Source organism: Streptomyces sp. NPDC056486, assembly GCF_042795295.1.
GTDB lineage: Bacteria > Actinomycetota > Actinomycetes > Streptomycetales > Streptomycetaceae > Streptomyces.
This window is the reverse complement of the sequence record NZ_JBHTSF010000117.1, coordinates 13,964-28,464: the sequence shown is the minus strand read 5'-3', so window position 1 is coordinate 28,464 and position 14,501 is coordinate 13,964. Positions and strand designations below refer to the sequence as shown.

Below are 14,501 nucleotides of genomic sequence, written 5' to 3'. Positions count from 1 at the left end.
GGCATGCGCATGCCACGGGCTTAATGGACCATCAGACGGTGGTTACTGACTCCGTGGGTCGTCCGCGTGCAGTCTCCGAATTCGTACCCGAACGAGAGAATCCGAGCGACGAATATTCAACGCCGACCCCTATCGGCAGAGGACTCGCTCAGGTGGCGACGTAGGCCGAGAGGTGCTCGCCGGTGAGGGTGGAGCGGTCGGCGACGAGGTCGGCGGGTGTGCCCTCGAAGACGATTCTGCCGCCGTCGTGACCGGCACCGGGACCGAGGTCGATGATCCAGTCCGCGTGCGCCATGACCGCCTGGTGGTGCTCGATGACGATGACCGACTTGCCGGAGTCGACGAGCCGGTCGAGCAGGCCGAGCAGCTGCTCGACATCGGCGAGGTGCAGTCCGGTGGTCGGTTCGTCGAGGATGTAGACGCCGCTCTTCTCCGCCATGTGGGTGGCCAGCTTGAGCCGCTGCCGCTCGCCGCCGGACAGGGTGGTGAGCGGCTGGCCGAGGCTGATGTAGCCGAGCCCGACGTCGGCGAGCCGGTCGAGGATCTTGTGCGCGGCCGGCGTGTGCGCCTCGCCCGCGCCGAAGAACTCCTCTGCTTCGGTCACCGACATCGCGAGCACTTCGCTGATGTCGCGGCCACCGAAGGTGTATTCGAGGACCGAGGGCTGGAACCGCTTCCCCTCGCAGTCCTCGCAGGTGGTCTCGACTCCGGCCATCATCGCCAGGTCGGTGTAGATGACGCCGGCGCCGTTGCAAGTGGGGCAGGCGCCCTCGGAGTTGGCGCTGAACAGCGCAGGCTTCACGTCGTTGGCCTTGGCGAACGCCTTGCGGATCGGGTCGAGCAGTCCGGTGTACGTCGCCGGGTTGCTGCGCCGCGAGCCCTTGATCGGCGCCTGGTCGACGGAGACCACACCCGCGGATACAGGGATGGAACCGTGGATCAGTGAGCTCTTGCCGGAGCCGGCGACGCCGGTGACGACACACAGCACGCCCAGCGGGATGTCGACGTCGACGCCCCGCAGGTTGTGGCGGGTGGCTCCGCGGATCTCCAGCGTGCCGGTGGGCTCGCGCACCGGATCCTTGAGCGCGCTCCGGTCGTCGAGGTGGCGGCCGGTGACGGTGTCACTGGCCCGCAGCTCGTCGACGGTGCCCTCGAAGCAGACGGCGCCGCCACCCGTGCCGGCGCCGGGGCCGAGGTCGACGACGTGGTCGGCGATCGCGATGGTCTCGGGCTTGTGCTCGACGACAAGCACCGTGTTGCCCTTGTCCCGCAGCCGCAGCAGCAGGTTGTTCATCCGCTCGATGTCGTGGGGGTGCAGACCGATGGTGGGCTCGTCGAAGACGTACGTCACGTCGGTGAGCGAGGAGCCGAGGTGGCGGATCATCTTGACGCGCTGCGCCTCGCCGCCCGACAGCGTGCCCGCGGGACGGTCGAGCGAGAGGTAGCCGAGACCGATCTCCACGAACGAGTCGAGGGTCTGCTGCAGCGCCGTGAGCAGCGGCGCCACCGAGGGCTCCTTGAGTCCGCGGACCCACTCGGCGAGGTCACGGATCTCCATCGCGCAGGCGTCCGCGATGCTGAGCCGCTTGATCTTCGAGGTCCTGGCCCCCTCGCTGAGCCGGGTGCCGTCGCACTCGGGGCAGGTGGTGAAGGTGACAGCCCGCTCCACGAAGGCCCGGATGTGCGGCTGCATCGCCTCCTTGTCCTTGGACAGGAACGACTTCTGGATCTTGGGGATCAGGCCTTCGTAGGTGAGGTTGACGCCGTTCACCTTGACCTTGACCGGCTCCCCGTAGAGAAAGTCCCGCAGTTGCTTCTTGGTGTACTCGCGGATCGGCTTGTCCGGGTCGACGAAGCCGGACTGGGCGTAGACCTGCACGGTCCACTGGCTGTCCGACTTCCAGCCCGGGATGGTGAACGCCCCCTCGGCGAGCGACTTGGAGTCGTCGTAGAGCTGGGTGAGATCGATGTCGGAGACCGAGCCCCGGCCTTCGCAGCGCGTACACATGCCGCCGGTGCGGTTGAAGGTCGCCTTCTGCGCCGTGGTCTTGTTGCCGCGCTCCACGGTGATCGCGCCGCTCGCCCGGACCGATGCGGTGTTGAAGGAGTACGCGCTGGGCGGGCCGATGTGCGGCTTGCCGAGCCTGCTGAAGAGGATGCGCAGCATGGCGTTGGCGTCGGTGGCGGTGCCGACCGTGGAGCGGGGGTCGGCCCCCATCCGCTGCTGGTCGACGATGATCGCTGTCGTCAGACCGTCGAGTACGTCGACTTCGGGCCGGGCGAGCGTCGGCATGAAGCCCTGCACGAAGGAGCTGTAGGTTTCGTTGATCATCCGCTGTGACTCCGCGGCGATCGTGCTGAACACCAGCGAGCTCTTGCCCGAGCCGGAGACGCCGGTGAACACCGTCAGGCGGCGCTTGGGGATCTCGATGCTGACGTCCTTGAGATTGTTCACGCGCGCGCCGTGCACGCGGATCAAGTCGTGGCTGTCGGCAGCATGGAGCGCAGGCGACTGCGTGCTCTTCCTCTTGGCGGGGCTCATGGTCTCTCCATCTGTCGGGCGGAGCCGCCTGCGCGGTCCCCGTCGGTGTCGCCCGGCTCGATCTGATCAGCGTCGAGCAGTAGGTCAGTTTCTACTTCTTCGGCGTGATTGCGGCAACGGTTCGCCGTTCGTCCGATCGGCGCCGCCGGTCCTGTCGCGGCTGCGATCGCCGCGGATCGGCTCAGCGCAGTTCCTGGATGCGGAGCAGGTTGCCCGCGGGATCACGGACGGCACAGTCGCGGACGCCGTACGGCTGCTCGGTCGGATTCTGTACGATCTCGGCGTTCCTGGCCCGCAGTCGCGCGAAGGCGCCGTCGAGGTCGGCGGTGGCCAGGAGGATGCCCGCGTAGGTGCCCTTCGCCATCATCTCGGCGATGGTGCGGCGCTCGGTGTCGGTGATGCCGGGGGTGGCGGCCGGCGGCTGCAGGACGATGGAGATGCCGGGCTGGTCGGTGGGGCCGACGGTGATCCAGCGCATCCCGTCGTATCCGACGTCGTCGCGGACTTCGAAGCCGAGGGTGTCGCGGTAGAAGGCCAGGGAGGCGTCCGGGTCGTCGTGCGGGAGGAAGCTCGCGTGAAGGGTGACGGTGACGGTGACGTCCATGGCCATCACGCTAGAGCCGGCCCCGAGGCCTTCGCTTCTCGATTCCTGACCGGTCTGGTTTGAACATTGCGCTGGCGGCGACACCCACCCAACGCACATCGCGGCGGAACGCATCGGGGGCGGCACCCCATGGTGCCGCCCCCGATGGCCGTGCCCGTCGTCAGGACTGGGGGCGGCTGCCGTGGTTCGCGCCGTTCTTGCGGCGGGCCTTCTTCTTGCGACGTCGCTTCGAGGACATGGATACCTCCGTGGTTCCTGTGGTGCTTCCCGGGCCTGAGCCCAGGCGATCATGCGCCCCCTACCCAGATCGACGCCTCGTCATGACGTGGTCTACGTCACCACGAGAACCACCTGGCCCCCGGGGCTCAGGCAGGGATCGCGTCGACGGTGGGGACGACGGTGCCGAACAGGTCGGTGATGGTGGTCAGGGCGGCCGTCTGGAGTGCGGCGGCGGGCAGGACGGTGCCGTCCGGGGTGGTCAGGGCTCGGGTGGCGGTGGCTTCGGCGATGACCGTGGGGCGGTAGCCGAGATTGAAGGCTCCCTGAGCGGTGTAGTTGACGCACATATGTGTCATGAAGCCCGCGAGCACCAGGTCCCCACCGCTGCCCTGGGCGATGCCCAGATCGCTCAGCGTCCTCTCGAGATCGGTGGCGTGGAAGGAGTTGGGGAACTGCTTGACCACGACCGCCTCGCCGTCCGCCGGGGCGACCTCGTCGCTGATGGCACCGATGTGCGCGCGGATGTCGTAGGGGGTGCCCTCGCCGCCGTCGTTGAGGATGTGGATGACCGGAATGCCCGCTGCACGGGCGCGGGCCAGGAGCCGGGCACCCGCCGCGAGCGCCGCTTCGGCGCCGCCCAGGGCCATGACGCCGGTCCGGTAGGTGTTCTGGAAATCGATCATGATCAGGGCGGATTCGCTCAACCGGGGCGGATCATTGTCCAGACTGATCACGTCGCGCAGGGGCGCGGAGGACTGATTCGCATGCGCGTTCGTGTGCGTGTTCGTGTGCGTGCTCATGGGGCGCCTTTCATGGTGAATTTCTGTATGGGCTGCATGACGGACCGGGGCATGACGGCGAAGCCGTGGGCTCGCCTGCATGCCCAAGGGGGGTGGGGGGTGAAGAAGGTCAGGGGGTCTGGATGCGGAAGCGGCGGCGGTAGGCCGCCGGGGTCGTGGCGAGCTGCCGGTTGAAGGCGCGGTGCAGCGTCTCCACCGAACCGAGCCCGGCGGCGGCCGCGACCTGGTCGAGCGCGCTGTCAGTTGTCTCCAGCAGGCGGCGCGCCACTTCTACGCGGGCGGCTTCGACGTAATCGGCCGCGCCCGCGCCCGTCTCCTGTTTGAACACCCGGGCGAAGTGCCGCTCGCTCAGACACATCCGGGCCGCAAGGGCCGCCGCCGACAGGTCCTCATCGAGGTGCTCGGCGATCCACAGCCGCAGTTCGTCGATGTCGCGGCGTGCGGAGGCCGGTCGGCTGAGCGGCACGGAGAACTGGCTCTGACCGCCTTGGCGTTTGAGGTACATCACCAGTTGCCTGGCCACCGACAGGGCCACGTCCTCGCCCTGGTCCTCGGCCACGAGCGCCAGGGCCAGATCCAGGCAGGCACTGATCCCGGCCCCGGTCCACAACCGGCCTCGTTCGGTGCGTACGAAGATGGGGTCCGGGTCGACCGTGACGGCCGGGTGCTCGGCGGCCAGCTGGGCGGCGGTCGACCAGTGGGTGGTCGCCGTCTTCCCGTCGAGGAGTCCGGCCGCGGCCAGTACGTGCGCGCCCACGCACACCGACGCCACTCGGCGGGCCTGCGGGGCGGTCACCTTCACCCACTCCACGACGTCCGCGTCGATACGGGCGACGGGGCCCTCGTCGGTCATGTCGACCGCGCCGGGCACGAGCAGGGTGTCCACCTGCCCGCCGACCTCGTCGAAGCCCAGGTCGGCCACCACGCGCACCCCCGCCGACGTACGGACCTCGCCGGCGACCGGCCCGGCAAGGCGGACCTGATAGCCGGCGCGGCCCGCGGTCTCCCGGTTGGCAAGCGCGAAGACCTCGGCGGGGCCGGTGACGTCGAGGAGGTCGACATCGGGGAAGACCGCGATGACGACACGGTGCGGAGTGGGCATGAGCCCATCCTCATCGCCGCCACCGATGGCCGCAATGACGATTCCCTGTCACATCCGGACACCCGGATATCCATCAGGGCACCATGCATCACGACCTGATCACATCCTGCATGATTCAATCGCATGTGACATACCGTGTTCCGCCTGGCTCAACTTCGGGGGGACATATGCGCGTTCGCGCTGGTACGGCTGCGGCTACGGCTGCGGCCGCCATGCTTCTGGCCGCTCTGACCGCGTGCGGCGGCGGCGATGGCAACGACGGCGGCGACAGCGCCGATGCGAAGTCGCGCAACGGCTCGAAGGCCTCGACCTCGAAGAAGGTCGACTGCGCGGACGAGAACATCAGTCAGGCCGACTGGATGAAGCACTGCTCCGACGAGGGCGCCGGTGCCGGTGCCGACGGCGACGGAACCGAGGGGCGGACGACGGGCCTGAAGTTCGGCGAGTCCTACACGTGGCCGGACGGTCTGAAGGTGTCCGTCGCCGAGGCGAAGGTGTTCAAGGACTACGACGCCGAGCTCCTTGAGTCCGCCGATCCCGGCAGCACCGACTTCCGCGTGAAATTGAAGGTGACGAACTCCGGCAAGTCCGCGGTCGCCCTCAATGACGTGTCCCTCATCATCGAGGGCGCCACGAACGGCGGCGAGGCCGCGTCGACTTCGTTCGAGAACGGCGCCGAGCCGCTCGAGGGGCGCCTGGCTCCCGGGGTGTCCGCGACGAAGACGAATGACAACGCGCTCGAGACGAAGTACGGCAAGAAGATCGTCGTCACCGTGCAGCGCGGCAGCGCGGAATTCGACCTGGAATTCCCTGAGTTCACCGGATCCATCACGGGGTGACGGGTGACCCGCCTGGGCCGCGGAATCCCGACAACGTAGGTTGACCGCATGGTGGAGGGGTCAAGCTCCGCGGCGCAGACGATGCCGCAGGAGCAGCAGGCAGGAGAGCGGCATGCCGCCCGGCAGAAGCAGAACCGGGGCGGACTGGCTCGTTCGTCGTTGCTGATGGCGGCCGGCACGGTGGTGTCGCGGGCGACGGGTCTGATCCGGCAGGTGCTGCAAGCCGCGGCGCTGGGAACGGGCTTGCTGGCCAGCACGTACAACACCGCGAACACAGTGCCGACAAGCCTGTACACGCTGTTGATCGGTGGCGCGCTCAACGCCGTCCTGGTGCCGCAGCTGGTGCGCGCCAGGGCGACGCAGCCCGACGGCGGGCGTGCGTACGAGCAGCGTCTGGTCACGCTCGTGGTGTGTGTACTCGGTGTCGGGACGGCGTTGGCGGTATGGGCGGCCCCGCAGATCGTGGGCCTGTACATGCGCGACACCCCGGACAGCCACGAGGCGTTCGAGCTGACGGTGACGTTCGCCAGGTTCCTGCTGCCGCAGATCTTCTTCTACGGCCTGTTCAGCATCTACGGACAAGTCCTCAACGCCCGCGAGAAGTTCGGCGCGATGATGTGGACGCCTGTTCTCAACAACGTCGTGCTGGTCGGCATGTTCGCCGCCTACCTGACGCTGATGACGGTTCCCGACCAGGTGGAGGACATCACCACCACCCAGGTGCGGTTGCTGGGGCTCGGGACGACGGCGGGCATCGCCCTACAGGCCCTGGCCCTGATCCCGTTCGCCCGGGCAGCGGGCTTCCGGTTCCGGCCGCGCTTCGACTGGCGGGGCACCGGCCTGGGCAGGAGCGTCCACGCGGCGAAGTGGACGCTGCTGTTCGTCCTGGCCAACCAGGCCGCCCTGACAGTGGTCACGAATTACGCCAACGCCGCCGACCAGAAGCTCCCCCACGCCGGCGCCGGTTACTCGGCCTACACCTACGCGCAGACCATCTGGTTGCTGCCGCAGTCGATCGTGACCGTGTCCCTGGTGACGGCGCTGCTGCCACGTATGAGCCGGGCCGTCGCGGAAGGGCGTCTCCAGGACCTGCGCGCGGACCTGTCCCGGGCACTGCGGATCAGCGGCGTGATCATCGTGCCCGCCGCCTTCCTCTTCCTCGCCCAGGGTCCGCAGATCGCGACGCTGCTGTTCGCCCACGGAGCGGCGGACGCCGCATCGGCCCGCCCGCTGGGATACATGCTGCAGGCCTTCGGGCTCGGCCTCATCCCGTTCTCCGCCCAGTACCTCCTGCTGCGCGGCTTCTACGCGCTGGAGGACACACGCACTCCGTTCCTCATGGCGGCCTGGATCGCGGGGGTGAACATCGCCCTTGCCACGGCCTGTCACCTACTGCTCCCCGTCCGCTGGGCGGTCGTCGGCATGGCCGGGGCCTACACCCTGTCCTACCTGGCCGGCCTCGCGCTCACCGCGTACCTGCTGCGCAGGAAACTCGGAGACCACATCGACGACGGCAGCCTGCGCCACACCTACCTGAAGCTGCTGTGCGCTGCGGGCCCCGCCGCAGGACTGGGCTGGGCCGCGACGCGTGCATGCGCCGGGCTAGGCAGCGGAACGTGGCCGACCGCCGCCGCGCTCGCTGCCGGAGTGTGCACGACTGCCCTGGGATACGTCCTCCTTGCGCGGCTGCTGAAAGTCAGCGAACTCCGACGCCTGCCCGGCATGCGCTAGTCCGACGAGGCTCCCGGGGCGGCCGGGGCCCGGCGCATACGCTTCGCTCGACAGGGCACCCGGCAGACACGCCTCGACACAGGGAGTCCTTCGTGATCATTGTCGGCATAGTCGCTGTCTGCATCGTCCTGGCCGTCCTCGCTTTCTTCGTGCCTCGCCTTTCACGGCACCCCGAACGCGGAACCCAGCGCACCCTGGGAGCCGGATCGCGCGTGGGCGGCAAGGCCCCCGGCATCCTGGGCCGGATCTTCAGCAAGCCTTTCCGCAGCAGCTCCAAGGCCGTGGGCCGCAGCGGCTCGGCCGGTCGGCGCACCCGAGGCCGCATGCCCTTCTGACCCCGGGCGCGATCCCACTACCGCTCCTGACCGCTCCTGACGAGACGTGCGTCAGAGGCTCGTGAGGAGGTCGTCGAGCGGGGCCGGTGTCAGTTCGGGGTCGAGGGCCTCGACGAGGAGGCTGCCGTAGCGGATCTTGCGGCCCTTCTTCGTGCCGAGGAAGCGCCGCAACTGCTGCTGCCGGGGCCGACCGTGCTGTGCGGGCTGGCGCAGGAAGGTCTGCCAGGCCCGCAGGTCGCCCTCGGCCCGGACGGTCTCCTCGACCCTGGCCGTGCCAAGGGCGCGGATGAGCTCGTCCTCCAGGTCCGAGACGCACACGAAGAAGCCTTGCTGCGGCGCCCCTGCCCGCTTCAGGCCACGGTCGAAGAAGCCTCGCTCGTTCTCGTCGCACAGCCCTGCCAGGCGCAGCCCGAGGCCGGGCGGCCCGAGGAGTTCGGCGTAGCGGGCGATGCTCATCGCCCCGCCCATCGACACGACGCACACCCCCTCGGCGGCCAGGTCCCGGCCGCGCGCCGCGGCCAGCGCCTCAACGGCCGCGAGGTCACTTGGCCCTTCCAGCAGCACCGCTGTGCGCACCCCTACTCGTACGGCCAGTTCGCTCGCCGGCCCGCCGGGGCCACCGGCCGCCCAGCCACTGACCGCGTCCCGGAACGCCCGTATGTCCGCCATGGAGCGAGTCTGCCTCTTTGCCGTCGGCACGGCACAGGAATATCAGTCAGCCTCGATAGGCGGCGATCGCGATCCGGACGAACGAGCGGATCAGCGGATTCGTGTCGCCCTCGTTCCATGCCGCCACCACACGGCTCGGAGGCATGTCGGTCAACGGCACCACCGCGAGCCCGTCCCCCGGCTCGTGGTCCAGGAGAGTCATGCCGACGGTGCCGTTCCAGAGCACGGCTTGTCGGCACTCCGCGACGGCGCGCACCACCGGGCCCTCGCGGGGTTCCCCGCCGTTCCAGTACGACTGCCAGAGGGGGTCGGTGCCCTCCGGGAAGACGAACCAGCGGCGGTCGGCCAGGTCGGCCAGCTTCAGTTTGTCGCGGCGGGCCAGCGGATCGTCGGCGCGCAGCAGAGCGCCCATCGGATCCGCGCGCAGTTCGTGCACGGTCAGTCCTGTCCCGTCGAACGGCCCCCGGGTCAGGGCGACATCGACGAGTCCGGCGTGCAGCCCGCAGGTCGGGTCGGTCAGGTCGGTCTCGCGGACGCGCACCTCGACCTGCGGGTGCCGCCGACGGTAGGCGTCGGCGAGACGGGTCGCGCCCGGATCGGCGCTGTCCCCCAGGATGCCGAGGGTGATGGTCGCGACGCCCGCCGCGGCAGCCACGCGTACGCGGAGCCGGTCGGCCTGGTCGAGCAGGGTGCGCGCCTCGTCGAGCAGCACCGCACCCACCGCGGTGAGCGTGACACCGGTGGGCGACCGGTCGAACAGCGCGGCGCCGGCCTCGGTCTCCAACCGCTTGATCGCCCGGCTCAGTGGCGGCTGGCTCATGTGCAGCCGGACGGCGGCCCGGCCGAAGTGGAGTTCCTCGGCAACGGCCACGAAATAGCGCAGCGTACGTAGCTCCATGCTGGGACGATACCCGTTCGGTATCGGCGTCACAGAACAGGTCTTGGACGCCTGCGGCGCTCTGGCGGTGGAATCGGAGCATGACCGACGAACCGAGAACGAGTGAGCCCATGACCGACCCCGCAGTGTCGGTGGTCGGTCCGGGTGACGGCGAGATGATCGTCCTGGGCACCACGCGACTGCGCGTCCTCGAAGACGGCAGCAACACCGAACACCGTCTCGGACTCGCCGAATCGGTCCTCGCGCCACATACGCCAGGACCGCCGCAACACCGGCACGCTCAGCACGACGAGGGTTTCTACATCATCTCCGGCACGGTGCGGTTCACGGTCGGCGAGAAGGACTACGACGTGACTGCGGGGACGCTCGTGATGGTCCCGCCCGGCGCACCGCACACCTTCGCCAACGTGACCGGCCAACCGGCCGTCATGCTCAGCATCTTCACGCCGGACCTGTATGTGCAGTACTTCCGGGATCTGCAGGCAATGATCGCCGACGGCCAGGCACTGACTCCCCGGGCGAACATCCAGGTGATGAGCCGTTACGCCACCGAGCCCGCCACCGACTTCGCCGGAGGACGGGAATCGTGAACGTCGCCTACTGGATCGTGGCCGGCCCGCTCTCCCTGTTCTACCTCTACGGGGGCGGGGTGAAGCTGGTGCGGAGCCGTGAGGGGCTCCGGCCGATGATGGCCTGGGTGGACAGCACGCCGATGCCCGCCGTCAGGGCCATCGGGCTGATCGAAGTACTCGGCGCGATCGGCCTGATACTCCCGCCCCTGACCGGCATCGCCTCCTGGCTCGCCCTGGCCGCGGCGGCCGGGTTCGTGGTCCTGCAGATCGGCGCGACCAGGGTTCATCTGCGCCGCGGAGACCGCCGGATCGCCGTCAACATCGTGCTCGTCGTCACCGCGTCCGTGACCGTCTGGCTGGCGACGACCTGGTCACCCTAAGCGCGTGCTACCTCATTCCGGCGTGAGCCAAAGGGCCGGTCTACTGGGGGCCGACTCCGGTCAGATGTGCATACACGACGACGTTGCCGGAGTAGCCGTCGGTCTTGTTGTAGGTGCCGCTACAGGTGATGAGGCGCAGTTCGGGGCGCGCCCGTGGTGCGTAGACCTTGCTGCTGGGGAAGTCGTCCTTCTCGTACTCCTCGACGCCGTCGACGGTGAACACCGCGGTGCGGGCGTCTTCGCGGGTCACCTGCACCTTGGCGCCCTTCTTCAGGGAGCCGAGTCCGTAGAAGACGGCGGGCCCCTTGTCGGTGTCGACGTGTCCGGCGATCACGGCGGTGCCGGTGCTGCCGGGCAGCGTGCCGGCCGCGTCCCAGCCCGCGAGGTTGGCATCGTCGGGTGGTGGCGCGTTCAGTCCGCCGTCCTCGGTCCTCGACAGGTCGGTGAGGGCGGCGTCCACGCCTATGACGGGGATCTTGATGCGGACGGGGGCCGACTCGGAGAGGGAGGTCACCGCGGGCGCGGCGGCTTCGGCCGGACGGCCGGATGTGAAGGTCTTGGCCTGGGCGGCGGAGGGCCTGGGCGGCGTGTCGGCGTCCTCACTGTCCGCCGTCCAGGACCACAAGCCCACGGCGAGGGCGGCGAGTACGCCCCAGGCCCCTATGTGGTGCCACATGGAACGGGCCGTCGATGCGTGGGGGTAGGTCATGGTGTCGTCGTTCCTGCCCAGGTGGAGGGGGTTGTTTCGCGGCCCCGCCGGGCGAGTACGAGCTCGGCCGACGGGGTCGGTTGACCGGTGGCGGGAGGTCAGCTGTCTCCGGCGTTCTTGCGGCGGTGCAGGTACACCGCGCCCGCACCGACGGCAAGGACCGCGGCCCCGGCAGCGAGCTCGGTCGGATCGGTGCTGCCCTGGGAGCCGCCCGAACCTGCGTGCACGCCGCCCCTGACGGCCGGGTCCGTGGAGTCGCAGAACCGCTGGGCGGTGGAGGCGGCCATGTTGGCCTCGTCCTCGGCGGCCTTCTTCTCTTCCTGGGATGCGTTCGGGTCGGCCTGCACCGTGTCGGAGTTCTTCTGCGTGATCTCCGCGTCGTCCAGCGCCTTCTGGCAACTCGGCGACACTGCCTGCGCGTTGGGGGCGGTGATCGCCAGCGCGGCGCCCGCAACGGCCAGACCGGTCAGCACTCGGATGGAACGCATTTCTGTACCTCCAGTACGGGCGCGGCCCCCCGGAAGCGCTCGTGCCCCGGAACGTGTTGCTGGCGTCGACCGCGCCACTACCAAGAGCCATCCCGCCTCACGGCGTGTCGCTACCGGCAACACGCCGCAAGTCCCCCGCTCGGCCCACACGCACCCACCCGTCTGGCCGGGCGATGAGGCCCGTCAGTCCTGCCAGGTCCAGTCCCGAACTTCCGGCAGGTCGACGCCGTTCGCCCGCACATAGGCGTGGTGGCGCAGCCGCGTGTCCTGCATCTGCTGGCGCACCTCGACCGCGCGGACGCCCAGGCCCGGCACGCGGTCGATGACGTCCATCACCAGTCGGAAGCGGTCCAGGTCGTTGGCGACCACCATGTCGAAGGGCGTGGTGGTAGTGCCGCGCTCCTTGTATCCGCGGACGTGCAGGTGCGGGTGGACCGCGCGCCGGTACGCGAGGCGGTGCACGAGCCACGGGTAGCCGTGGAATCCGAAGATCACCGGCTTGTCGCGCGTGAACAGCGTGTCGAACTCCGCGTCCGGCATGCCGTGCGGGTGCTCCCCCTCCGGCATGAGGCGCGCGATGTCCACCACGTTGACCACGCGTACCGCGAGCTCCGGCAGGTGGGTGCGCAGCAGGCTCGCGGCGGCCAGGACCTCCAGGGTGGGCACGTCCCCGGCGCAGGCAAGGACGACGTCCGGCTCGCGCTCGGAGGTCTCGGTGCCGGCCCAGGTCCACACCCCGGCGCCCCTCGCGCAGTGTGCCCGTGCTTCGTCCAGGCTCAGCCAGTCGAAGCCGGGCTGTTTGCCGGCCACGATCACATTCACGTAGTCGCGTGAGGCGAGGCAGTGCTCGGCGGTGGAAAGGAGCGTGTTGGTGTCCGGCGGCAGGTAGACCCGCACCGCCTCGGGGCTCTTGTTGAGGACGTGTCCGATGAATCCGGGGTCCTGGTGCGAGAAGCCGTTGTGGTCCTGCCGCCACACATGGGAGGTCAGCAGGTAGTTCAGCGAGGCGATCGGCGCCCGCCAGGGCAACTCGCGGGTGGTGCGCAGCCACTTGATGTGCTGATTGACCATCGAGTCGACGATGTGCACGAACGCCTCGTAGCAGGAGAAGAGCCCGTGGCGCCCCGTCAGCAAGTACCCCTCGAGCCACCCCTGGCAGGTGTGCTCGGAGAGGATCTCCATCACCCTCCCGTGCCGGGAGAGGTGTTCGTCGACGTCGTGGATCTCCTCCTGCCAGGCCTTGCCCGAAGCCCCGTAGACCGCGTCGAGCCGGTTGGAGGCGGTCTCGTCCGGGCCGACGAGCCGGAAGTCGCGCCGCTCGGCGGTGTCGGCCATCACCTGCCGCAAGTAGCCGCCGAGCACCCGGGTCGGCTCGTTCATGGTGGCGCCCGGCTTGTCCACGTCGACCGCGAAACCTTCGAGCGGCCTCAGCGGCAGCGAGCGCAGGAGCAGCCCGCCGTTGGCGTGCGGGTTGGCGCCGAGGCGCAGCGTGCCCTGCGGCGCGATGTCGACGAGTCCGGGCGCCGGGCGTCCCTCGGCGTCGAACAGTTCCTCGGGCCGGTAGGAGCGCAGCCACTCCTCAAGCTGGTGGCGGTGCTCGGCGCTCTCCCGGACGTTGGACAACGGCACCTGGTGTGCCCGCCACGTCCCCTCGACCGGCTTGCCGTCCACCGTCTTGGGGCCGGTCCAGCCCTTCGGGGTACGCAGCACGATCATGGGCCAGCGCGGCGCGGTGGCGTCCTTGCGGCGCTCGGCGTCTCCGTCGGCCCTGGCCGTCCGCTGGATCGCGGCGATGCGGTCGAGGCAGCGGTCCATGGCGACCGCGAAATCCCGGTGGACCGTCATGGGGTCGTCGCCGGTGACGTGCACAGGCTCGTATCCGTATCCGCGCATCAGGTCGTCGAGCTGGCTCTCGGGCAGCCTGGCCGGGATCGTCGGGTTGGCGATCTTGTAGCCGTTCAGGTGCAGGACGGGGAGCACCGCGCCGTCGTGCACCGGGTCCAGGAAGGTGTTGGAGTGCCAGGATGCGGCCAGCGGCCCGGTCTCGGACTCTCCGTCGCCGATGACGCACACCGCGAGCAGGTCCGGGTTGTCGAACGCGGCGCCGTAGGCGTGCGAGAGGGAGTAGCCGAGCTCGCCGCCCTCGTGGATGGAGCCGGGCGTCTCGGGGGCGACATGGCTGGGCACTCCGCCGGGGAACGAGAACTGGCGGAACAGCCGGGCCATGCCCTCTCCGTCGCGGGTGACGTCGGGGTAGATCTCGGTGTACGTGCCGTCCAGCCAGGAGTTGGCCAGTACCGCGGGCCCCCCGTGCCCGGGGCCCCAGATGCAGACGGCCTCCAACTGCCGTGCCTTGATGGCCCGGTTGAGATGAACGTGCACCAGGTTGAGCCCGGGTGAGGTGCCGAAGTGGCCGAGGAGCCGCGGCTTGATGTCCTCGGCCGACAGAGGCCGCCGCAGCAGGGCGTTGTCCATCAGATAGATCTGCCCCACCGAGAGGTAATTGGCCGCCCGCCAGTACCGTTCCAGTTCCTGGAGCTCGGCGCCGGAGGGCGGTTCGGCGGATACGGCCGGGTTCACCGCGGGATCGCCCACAGCTTCTCCTTACAAGGG

General features: G+C 69.4%; 15 protein-coding genes. 5 read left to right on the top strand and 10 right to left on the bottom strand.

The window, feature by feature from the left end:
* Positions 1-148: 148 nt before the first annotated feature.
* From ACFQ7F_RS33365 to ACFQ7F_RS33345, 5 genes are all read right to left on the bottom strand, one after another.
* On the bottom strand, positions 149-2,542 hold the full coding sequence (locus ACFQ7F_RS33365) for an ATP-binding cassette domain-containing protein (RefSeq protein WP_383278721.1): 2,394 nt from the start codon (positions 2,540-2,542) through the stop codon (positions 149-151).
* A 181-nt stretch (positions 2,543-2,723) separates the two neighbouring features.
* Positions 2,724-3,146, bottom strand: a complete 423-nt coding sequence (locus ACFQ7F_RS33360; protein ID WP_383278718.1) for a VOC family protein — start codon at positions 3,144-3,146, stop codon at positions 2,724-2,726.
* A 160-nt stretch (positions 3,147-3,306) separates the two neighbouring features.
* Entirely contained in the window at positions 3,307-3,384 is a 78-nt protein-coding gene (locus ACFQ7F_RS33355) for a 50S ribosomal protein bL37 (protein ID WP_370443954.1), read from the bottom strand.
* Positions 3,385-3,511: 127 nt separating this feature from the next.
* A complete protein-coding gene (locus ACFQ7F_RS33350; protein ID WP_383278715.1) occupies positions 3,512-4,165 on the bottom strand; it encodes an isochorismatase family protein in 654 nt (217 codons plus the stop codon).
* Between the two features lie 109 nt (positions 4,166-4,274).
* A complete protein-coding gene (locus ACFQ7F_RS33345) occupies positions 4,275-5,267 on the bottom strand; it encodes a GlxA family transcriptional regulator (RefSeq protein WP_383278712.1) in 993 nt (330 codons plus the stop codon).
* 212 nt (positions 5,268-5,479) lie between these two features.
* Here ACFQ7F_RS33345 and ACFQ7F_RS33340 point away from each other — a divergent pair, with 212 nt between their 5' ends.
* The 3 genes from ACFQ7F_RS33340 (at position 5,480) to ACFQ7F_RS33330 (ending at position 8,172) form a co-directional block, all read left to right on the top strand.
* Positions 5,480-6,106 (top strand): hypothetical protein, encoded by a 627-nt coding sequence (locus ACFQ7F_RS33340; RefSeq protein ID WP_383278709.1) that lies wholly within the window; start codon positions 5,480-5,482, stop codon positions 6,104-6,106.
* A gap of 48 nt (positions 6,107-6,154) precedes the next feature.
* Positions 6,155-7,837, top strand: coding sequence for a murein biosynthesis integral membrane protein MurJ (murJ, locus tag ACFQ7F_RS33335; protein ID WP_383278706.1), 1,683 nt, complete (start codon positions 6,155-6,157; stop codon positions 7,835-7,837).
* A gap of 92 nt (positions 7,838-7,929) precedes the next feature.
* The gene (locus ACFQ7F_RS33330) at positions 7,930-8,172 is read left to right on the top strand and encodes a DUF6411 family protein (RefSeq protein WP_383278703.1); all 243 of its coding nucleotides are present in this window, start codon (positions 7,930-7,932) and stop codon (positions 8,170-8,172) included.
* A 51-nt stretch (positions 8,173-8,223) separates the two neighbouring features.
* On the opposite strand, the gene ACFQ7F_RS33325 is transcribed toward ACFQ7F_RS33330, so the two are convergent.
* Complete coding sequence (locus ACFQ7F_RS33325; RefSeq protein ID WP_383278700.1) at positions 8,224-8,841, bottom strand: TOPRIM nucleotidyl transferase/hydrolase domain-containing protein; 618 nt, start codon at positions 8,839-8,841, stop codon at positions 8,224-8,226.
* A 46-nt stretch (positions 8,842-8,887) separates the two neighbouring features.
* Positions 8,888-9,739 carry a LysR family transcriptional regulator gene (locus ACFQ7F_RS33320; RefSeq protein WP_383278697.1) on the bottom strand — a complete coding sequence of 284 codons (852 nt, stop codon included), beginning with the start codon at positions 9,737-9,739 and terminating at the stop codon, positions 8,888-8,890.
* A 110-nt stretch (positions 9,740-9,849) separates the two neighbouring features.
* Between ACFQ7F_RS33320 and ACFQ7F_RS33315 the strand changes: the two genes are divergently transcribed.
* Positions 9,850-10,329 (top strand): cupin domain-containing protein, encoded by a 480-nt coding sequence (locus ACFQ7F_RS33315; RefSeq protein WP_383278694.1) that lies wholly within the window; start codon positions 9,850-9,852, stop codon positions 10,327-10,329.
* Positions 10,326-10,691: a DoxX family protein gene (locus tag ACFQ7F_RS33310; RefSeq protein ID WP_383278691.1), complete on the top strand. Its 366-nt coding sequence runs from the start codon at positions 10,326-10,328 to the stop codon at positions 10,689-10,691. The genes ACFQ7F_RS33315 and ACFQ7F_RS33310 overlap by 4 nt, the downstream gene beginning before the upstream one ends.
* Before the next feature lie 40 nt (positions 10,692-10,731).
* Here the strand turns inward: ACFQ7F_RS33310 and ACFQ7F_RS33305 are convergent, their stop codons facing one another.
* From ACFQ7F_RS33305 to ACFQ7F_RS33295, 3 genes are all read right to left on the bottom strand, one after another.
* Entirely contained in the window at positions 10,732-11,400 is a 669-nt protein-coding gene (locus ACFQ7F_RS33305; RefSeq protein ID WP_383278688.1) for a class F sortase, read from the bottom strand.
* Between the two features lie 98 nt (positions 11,401-11,498).
* Positions 11,499-11,888 carry a hypothetical protein gene (locus ACFQ7F_RS33300; RefSeq protein WP_383278685.1) on the bottom strand — a complete coding sequence of 130 codons (390 nt, stop codon included), beginning with the start codon at positions 11,886-11,888 and terminating at the stop codon, positions 11,499-11,501.
* Between the two features lie 183 nt (positions 11,889-12,071).
* Complete coding sequence (locus ACFQ7F_RS33295; RefSeq protein ID WP_383278726.1) at positions 12,072-14,468, bottom strand: phosphoketolase; 2,397 nt, start codon at positions 14,466-14,468, stop codon at positions 12,072-12,074.
* Between the last annotated feature and the right edge of the window lie 33 nt (positions 14,469-14,501).